The sequence below is a fragment of the Pseudarthrobacter sp. NKDBFgelt genome, assembly GCF_046097905.1.
Classification (GTDB): domain Bacteria; phylum Actinomycetota; class Actinomycetes; order Actinomycetales; family Micrococcaceae; genus Arthrobacter; species Arthrobacter polychromogenes.
Genome location: NZ_JBJURL010000127.1, coordinates 1 through 5,886, shown reverse-complemented (window position 1 = coordinate 5,886; position 5,886 = coordinate 1). Strand labels below are relative to the sequence as shown.

Below are 5,886 nucleotides of genomic sequence, written 5' to 3'. Positions count from 1 at the left end.
CGGTTCCGGCTCCCGTTGCGCCCGCACCGGCGGTTCCCGCGCCTGCCCCTGCTGCCCCGGCACCTGCCTACTACGCCAACTGTGCCGCTGCCCGCGCTGCCGGTGCTGCCCCGATCTTCGCCGGCCAGGCAGGTTACCGGGCCGGGCTGGACCGCGATTCTGACGGCGTCGCCTGCGAAGGCTGACCCACTGGCTTGGGGTATTACACGCCCCATGTGCATCACCATCACCACCATTTCCTAGGGGGAAACATGACCAATTATTCGAACCACCCATATGCTCCTGCGCAGCCGCAGCAGCGCTGGAAACCAACCGTTCTTTTCTGGATTGTGGCGGCAGTGCTGCTGCTCCTGCTCATTCCCTTCGCCTTGGTGGGTGGGCTGGGAATGGTGCTGTTTATTCTTGGCCTTGCTGCCCTGCTCACCGGGCTTTATGCATTCCTTTTCAAACGCCGGTCCTGGGTGGGGCTGCCGCACCGCAAGTCCGGCGGGCTGGTAGCCGTTTCCGGATTTGTTGCATTGATCCTGGGTGCGGGCGTAGTTGGTGCTACCGCTGCCCCGCGCGTGGATACGGACAAGGCAACCCTGGTCAGTCCCGTTGAACAGTCGGCAACGGCAACGGCTACGCCAACTCCCACACCAACGGCAACGAACCCTGCCAACTCCACCTGCGCTACGGCTGCTGAGACGCGCAAGCACAACAACCAAACGCTCATCTGCACTGCGGGAAGCGACCAGCGGTTGGTGTGGATGTCTGAGGCCGATTCACAGCGAGTCGTTGCCGAGAAGGCGGCAGCAGAAAAGGCTGCGGCAGAAAAGGCTGCTGCTGAGCAAGCCGCCGCTGAGCAGGCCGCTGCTGAGCAGGCTGCGGCGGACAAGGCTGCAGCTGATCAAGCTGCGGCTCAGCAGGCTGCCGCAGAACAGGCAGCACAAGCAGCTGCAGCCCAGGCAGCGGCTGAGCAGACGGCACGGGATGCAGCAGCCCGCCAGGCTGTCCCCGTTGAACCGGCTCCCGCAGCGCCGGCGCCGTCGTCCGTTTACTACCCCAACTGCGCAGCTGCCAAGGCAGCGGGAGCGGCGCCGCTGTACCGGGGCCAGCCGGGCTACCGCCCAGGGATGGATGGCGACTCCGACGGCGTGGCCTGCGAGCGCTGACCATCTGCGCCCAGCAATACGATGCCGTGGATACCCTCGCAGGGTGTCCACGGCATTTTTGTTGGTTGGTCCTGGCGTTCCACCTGTCAGTGCGACGTCAGTTCGCGCATCAGTCCGAGCTGTCCCAGGAACTCCACCTGGTCGAAGTAGAAGTGGTGGGACGTGATTTCGCCTCCTTCGACCCGGGCGATATCGCAGCTCCGGACCCTGATCTGCTTCCCTGTCGCCGGTATTGTCTCTCCGGTCGGCAGGCTCAGCGGCCCGGTGTTTGTCCCTACGACGAAGCCCTCGTCAATGGCCACGTTCCCGGCCTCGTAGCTGTCACCGTGCTCGTATCGGACGTCGGGCATCGACTCCCAGAAGTGGAAGAGATAGTTGGTGATGGCGTCGCGCCCGGTCAGTTCCCCCTCGTCGGGGGTGTAGGCAACAGCGTTGGCGGCGTAGCACCGGGCCAGCGTCTCTTTGTCTTTTTCGTCCATGGCCGTGGTGAGACGGTCCATGACTTCGCGTGCCTGTCCCATTGTGGACCTCCAATTTTTGGGCGGCCTCACGGAAGCGGGGGCCGCTTCGTGGATTGGCTTCGGCTGCTGCCGGAACCACTTTAATTGCACGTCCGCCGCAATATGCTGTCAACGGACACGGCTACCCTGCTTCAGAACGGCAGCGTCACCAGTGCCAGCAGGGCCGGAACGGTGGCGCCCAGGGTGCCCGGAATGCTGTCGCCCTTCTTCGGATAGTGGCCCAGCATGTCCGCCAGGAACATGGCCGGAGCGGTCAGCACCATGTTCAGGCAGCAGTAGACCACCAGGGTGTAGCCCACCACCAGGTAGCCCATGTTCACCGCGGCCACCCCCGCCAGGACTCCCAGTCCGATCACCAGGTTCCGGAACCCGGTGGGGATGGCCCACATCATCACGGCCGGAACGTTCCGCGGCGGTGTACTCAGGAACTTCTGCGCCCACGGCCGGTGCATCAGGAAGCTTTCCAGCGGGAATACCGCGATGTACACCACGGCGGCGAGGACCGCGAAGAGCTGGGATACGGGGTTCATGAGGGAAGAGTACGACGCCGGTGCTCACCTTCCCCATCCCCTGCCAGGGTGTTCCGGGGTGCTCGGGGATTCCCCACTTTGGGGGATTGCGGTGCGGCCACCCGGGCGGATACTGGAGCTATGTGGGAGGAGCGCGCTGAGCGTGCCCGGCGGGACATCGCCGCCCTGGCCACCAGCGGAATGAACCTGGCGGAGCTCTACCCTGCGGCGCTCGCCGTGGTGCAGCGGACGGTGCCGTTCGAGCAGGGGTGCTGGGCCGGCGTCGACCCCCAAACCCTGGTGATGACGTCCATCACCAACTGGAAGCCGTGGCCGGTGCGGAAAGAGGAGTTCGTGGAGTACTCGGCCCGCTTCGCCGAGACTGAATACGCGGGCAACGAACCGAACACCTTCGCCCAGCTGCTGCGGCGTCCCCGTCCCATCGCACGCATGTCCGACGCCCCGCACCGGGAGGTGGTCCGCAGTGTCCGGATCAATGACCTGCTCAAGCCGCAGGGCCTGGAGCACGAACTGCGGGCGGCATTCCGGCTGGACGATGCCTGCTGGGGTGTCGGCAGCATCTTCCGCGATGCCGGACGTGACTTCACGGACCGCGAGGTGGAGTTCCTGGCTGCGGTGACAGCCACCCTCGCGGCAGCCACCAGGATCGCCGTGAGGGCAGGGCACCCAGCCCGGGCAGCCGCCGTCGGGCCTGTGATTGTCATCGCCGGCCCGCACGGGGAACTGAGGGCGGCAACCCCCGCCGCCGTTTCCTGGCTGGCCGGGGTGGAGGATGCCTTGCCGGGCCGTTTCAGCATGGTGCTGTACTCGCTGGTGGCGCAGGCCTCCGCCGCAGTGTCCGGTACGGCCAGAGCCAGGATGCGCGACGCCGGGAACAACTGGGTGGTGCTGCAGGCCAGCCGCCTGATCACCGGTGACGATCCCGAGCAGATGGTGGTCACCGTGGAGCCCGCAACCACCCATGACCTGGCCACCCTGCTGCTGGCCGCGTATGGCGTCACGGCACGCGAGCAGGAGGTCTGCCTGGAGGTGCTGTCCGGTAATCCGACGGCGGACATCGCCCGGCACCTGTTCATCTCGCCGCACACTGTGCATGACCACCTGAAGTCGCTCTTCGAGAAAGTGGGTGTTGGGAGCCGCGGCGAACTGGTGGCCAGGCTGGTGGCCTGAAGGCCCCGGCGCTGCCCTGGAAACGCGCCACGGCGCCAGTACTGTACGGCCCTTCCACGCCGGTGCGGGCGCTTGTATGCTGTGGATCGGAGAGCCGGGAAGCCTGGTCGGCCCGCAGTCAATTCCTGCGGAACGCCTTGGCGCCGCCAAGGGCGTTCGCGTGACGAGCCAAGGAGCGGACTGCCGATGAATGCAGCAGCACAACCCGTTATCGAAGCCCGCGGCCTGGTTAAGGACTTCGGCAGAACCCGGGCGCTGGACGGCCTCAACCTGAGTGTGGCGCCGGGGGAGGTGCACGGATTCCTGGGTCCCAACGGCGCCGGCAAATCCACCACGCTGCGGATCCTCCTGGGCCTGATCCGGCCCACCACGGGCACCGCCCGCGTCTTCGGGCTGGACCCGTGGGCCGACCCGGTCAGCGTGCACCGGGACGTTGCCTACGTTCCGGGCGACGTGAGCCTGTGGCCGAACCTTTCGGGCGGCGAAGTTATCGATCTGCTCACCGGCCTGCGCGGCGGTGCCGACGACAAGCTGCGCCGCGACCTCATCGCGGAGTTCGAGTTTGATCCCCGCAAGAAGGCCCGCACCTATTCGAAGGGCAACCGGCAGAAGGTCGCCCTGATAGCGGCGTTTGCCCGTCCTGCGCGGCTGTACCTGCTGGATGAGCCCAGCGCCGGCCTGGACCCGTTGATGGATGCGGTGTTCCGGCGCCAGATTGCGCGGGTCAGCCGGGATGGAGCCACCGTTTTGCTGTCCAGCCACATCCTCAGCGAAGTGGAACAGCTCTGCGACCGGGTGACCATCATCCGCGCCGGGACAGCCGTGGAAACGGGCACCCTGGGCGAGCTGCGGCACCTGCAGCGCACCCATTTCCGCGTCACCGGGCTGGCTGATCCGGCGCGGCTGGCTGCGATGCCCGGTACCCACGGGGTGAGCATCGCCGGCAGCGCCGCGGAGTTCGACGCCGACCCCGGGGACCTCGGGGCTGTCCTGGCCGGCATCGCGGAACCGGGGATCAGTGGCCTGTCGGTGGCTCCGCCGTCGCTGGAGTCCCTGTTCCTGCGCCATTACAGCGACGGCAATGGAGAGCAGCGGGCCGGCAACGGCAAGGACAGCAGCGAGCGTACGGACAGCGGGGTGCTGTGATGTCCGGGGTGCTGCGTCTGCTCCTGTTCCAGGCCCGGCGGGACAGGGTGGCGCTGCCGGTCTGGATCCTGGGCATCACCCTGCTCAGTTTCGCCACCTCCACCGCCGTCGCCACCCAGTTCGGGGATGAGGCAGCGCAGGCCGCCATCCTCACCCTGGCGGCAGCGAATCCGGCGTTCCTGTTCCTCCGCGGCCTGCCGGACGGGACCGGCGTGGGCGCGGTGGTGTTCTTCCAGGGCTACGCGTTCACCGCAGTCCTGGCCGGCCTGATGAGCACCTTCCTGGTGGTGCGGCACACGCGCTCGGATGAAGAGCTGGGACGGGCCGAACTCCTCGGTTCGGTGCCTATCCAGCGGGCCGCCTCCCTGGCGGCAACGCTGCTGCTGGGAACCGCGGCCAACCTGGTGCTGGCCGTCTTTGTGGCCGGTGCCTTCATTGCGGCCGGACTGCCCGCAGCCGGTTCGGCTGCGGCGGGTGCCGCCGTCGGGAGTGTTGGCATCTTCTTTGTGGCACTTGCGGCCGTGGCCGCACAGGCCCTGCCCTCGGGACGGAGCGCGAACGGTGCCGCCGCGGGACTGGTCGGCGTGGCCTACCTGGTCCGGGGCGTCGGGGACGCGCTGGGGACCCCGTCAGCGGATCTGCTGCACGTCACAAGTGCCTGGCTGTCGCTCCTCTCGCCCATCGGCTGGGGCCAGCGCACGCGGCCGTTCACCAGCCCGGACCTGGCTTTCCTGCTGGTGCCGCTCGCTGCCGCAGCCGTCCTGGGCGCCGTGTCGGTGATGGTCCGACGGCGGCGGGACGTGGGTGCCAGCCTGCTGCCCGAGCGTGCCGGCAGGGAGCGCGCAGGGGTGGGCGGCACCTCCTTTGTGGGCCTGGCGTGGCGCCTTCAGCGGGCCACGGTGGCTGGCTGGTGCATTGCGGCGGGAGCCCTGGGTGCCGTGGCGGGTGCCCTTGGCCCGGCAGTCACTGAGACGGTATCCAGCCTGGGGCCGGTGAAGGAGATGATCGAGCGGCTGGTGCCCGGCGGGCAGGCCGGACTGATCGACGTGTTCGTCACGGCGCTACTGGGCATGGCCGGGGTGTTCGCCGCCGCCGCCGGGATCCAGTCAGTCCTCCGGATGCGTGCCGAGGAGGCGGAAGGCAGGGCGGAGATCCTGCTGTCAGCGCCGGTATCCCGGGCCCGCTGGCTGGGCGCCAACCTGTTCGTCGCCGCGGTCTCCGCCGCCGTGGTCTCCACGACGGCGGGAGCCGCTGCCGCCGTCGGCCTGGCTGTCTCAGGGACCTCCGACGGGCCCGCCACCAGGCTTTTCGGCCCTGCACCCGCTGACACAAAACAAAGAGGTTTCCATGTCGCTGCTCACCAGA

General features: G+C 67.9%; 7 protein-coding genes. 5 read left to right on the top strand and 2 right to left on the bottom strand.

Annotation, left to right across the window (positions count from 1 at the left end; all coding sequences use genetic code 11):
• Window positions 1–185, top strand: a 185-nt coding sequence (locus tag ACKAE7_RS20225; RefSeq protein ID WP_408980129.1) for an excalibur calcium-binding domain-containing protein, incomplete at its 5' end; no start/stop codon positions are given.
• A 66-nt stretch (window positions 186–251) separates the two neighbouring features.
• Window positions 252–1,154, top strand: coding sequence for an excalibur calcium-binding domain-containing protein (locus tag ACKAE7_RS20220; RefSeq protein ID WP_408980128.1), 903 nt, complete (start codon window positions 252–254; stop codon window positions 1,152–1,154).
• Window positions 1,155–1,240: 86 nt separating this feature from the next.
• Here ACKAE7_RS20220 and ACKAE7_RS20215 read toward each other — a convergent pair whose 3' ends face one another.
• The gene (locus tag ACKAE7_RS20215) at window positions 1,241–1,675 is read right to left on the bottom strand and encodes a nuclear transport factor 2 family protein (protein WP_408980127.1); all 435 of its coding nucleotides are present in this window, start codon (window positions 1,673–1,675) and stop codon (window positions 1,241–1,243) included.
• 131 nt (window positions 1,676–1,806) lie between these two features.
• A complete protein-coding gene (locus ACKAE7_RS20210; RefSeq protein ID WP_190611189.1) occupies window positions 1,807–2,205 on the bottom strand; it encodes a DUF1304 family protein in 399 nt (132 codons plus the stop codon).
• A 120-nt stretch (window positions 2,206–2,325) separates the two neighbouring features.
• Between ACKAE7_RS20210 and ACKAE7_RS20205 the strand changes: the two genes are divergently transcribed.
• The 3 genes from ACKAE7_RS20205 to ACKAE7_RS20195 form a co-directional block, all read left to right on the top strand.
• Entirely contained in the window at window positions 2,326–3,375 is a 1,050-nt protein-coding gene (locus ACKAE7_RS20205) for a helix-turn-helix transcriptional regulator (RefSeq protein ID WP_408980126.1), read from the top strand.
• A 186-nt stretch (window positions 3,376–3,561) separates the two neighbouring features.
• Window positions 3,562–4,521: an ATP-binding cassette domain-containing protein gene (locus tag ACKAE7_RS20200; protein WP_408980125.1), complete on the top strand. Its 960-nt coding sequence runs from the start codon at window positions 3,562–3,564 to the stop codon at window positions 4,519–4,521.
• The coding region (locus tag ACKAE7_RS20195; RefSeq protein ID WP_408980124.1) for a polyketide antibiotic transporter at window positions 4,521–5,886 on the top strand (1,366 nt) is incomplete at its 3' end. The genes ACKAE7_RS20200 and ACKAE7_RS20195, both read left to right, overlap by 1 nt.

What these genes read in the sequence shown, in the direction of transcription:
- ACKAE7_RS20205 (WP_408980126.1), top strand. Translation starts at nt 2,326, where the DNA reads ATGTGGGAGGAGCGCGCTGAGCGTGCCCGGCGGGACATCGCCGCCCTG.
- ACKAE7_RS20210 (WP_190611189.1), bottom strand. Translation starts at nt 2,205, where the DNA reads ATGAACCCCGTATCCCAGCTCTTCGCGGTCCTCGCCGCCGTGGTGTAC.
- ACKAE7_RS20200 (WP_408980125.1), top strand. Translation starts at nt 3,562, where the DNA reads ATGAATGCAGCAGCACAACCCGTTATCGAAGCCCGCGGCCTGGTTAAG.
- ACKAE7_RS20215 (WP_408980127.1), bottom strand. Translation starts at nt 1,675, where the DNA reads ATGGGACAGGCACGCGAAGTCATGGACCGTCTCACCACGGCCATGGAC.
- ACKAE7_RS20220 (WP_408980128.1), top strand. Translation starts at nt 252, where the DNA reads ATGACCAATTATTCGAACCACCCATATGCTCCTGCGCAGCCGCAGCAG.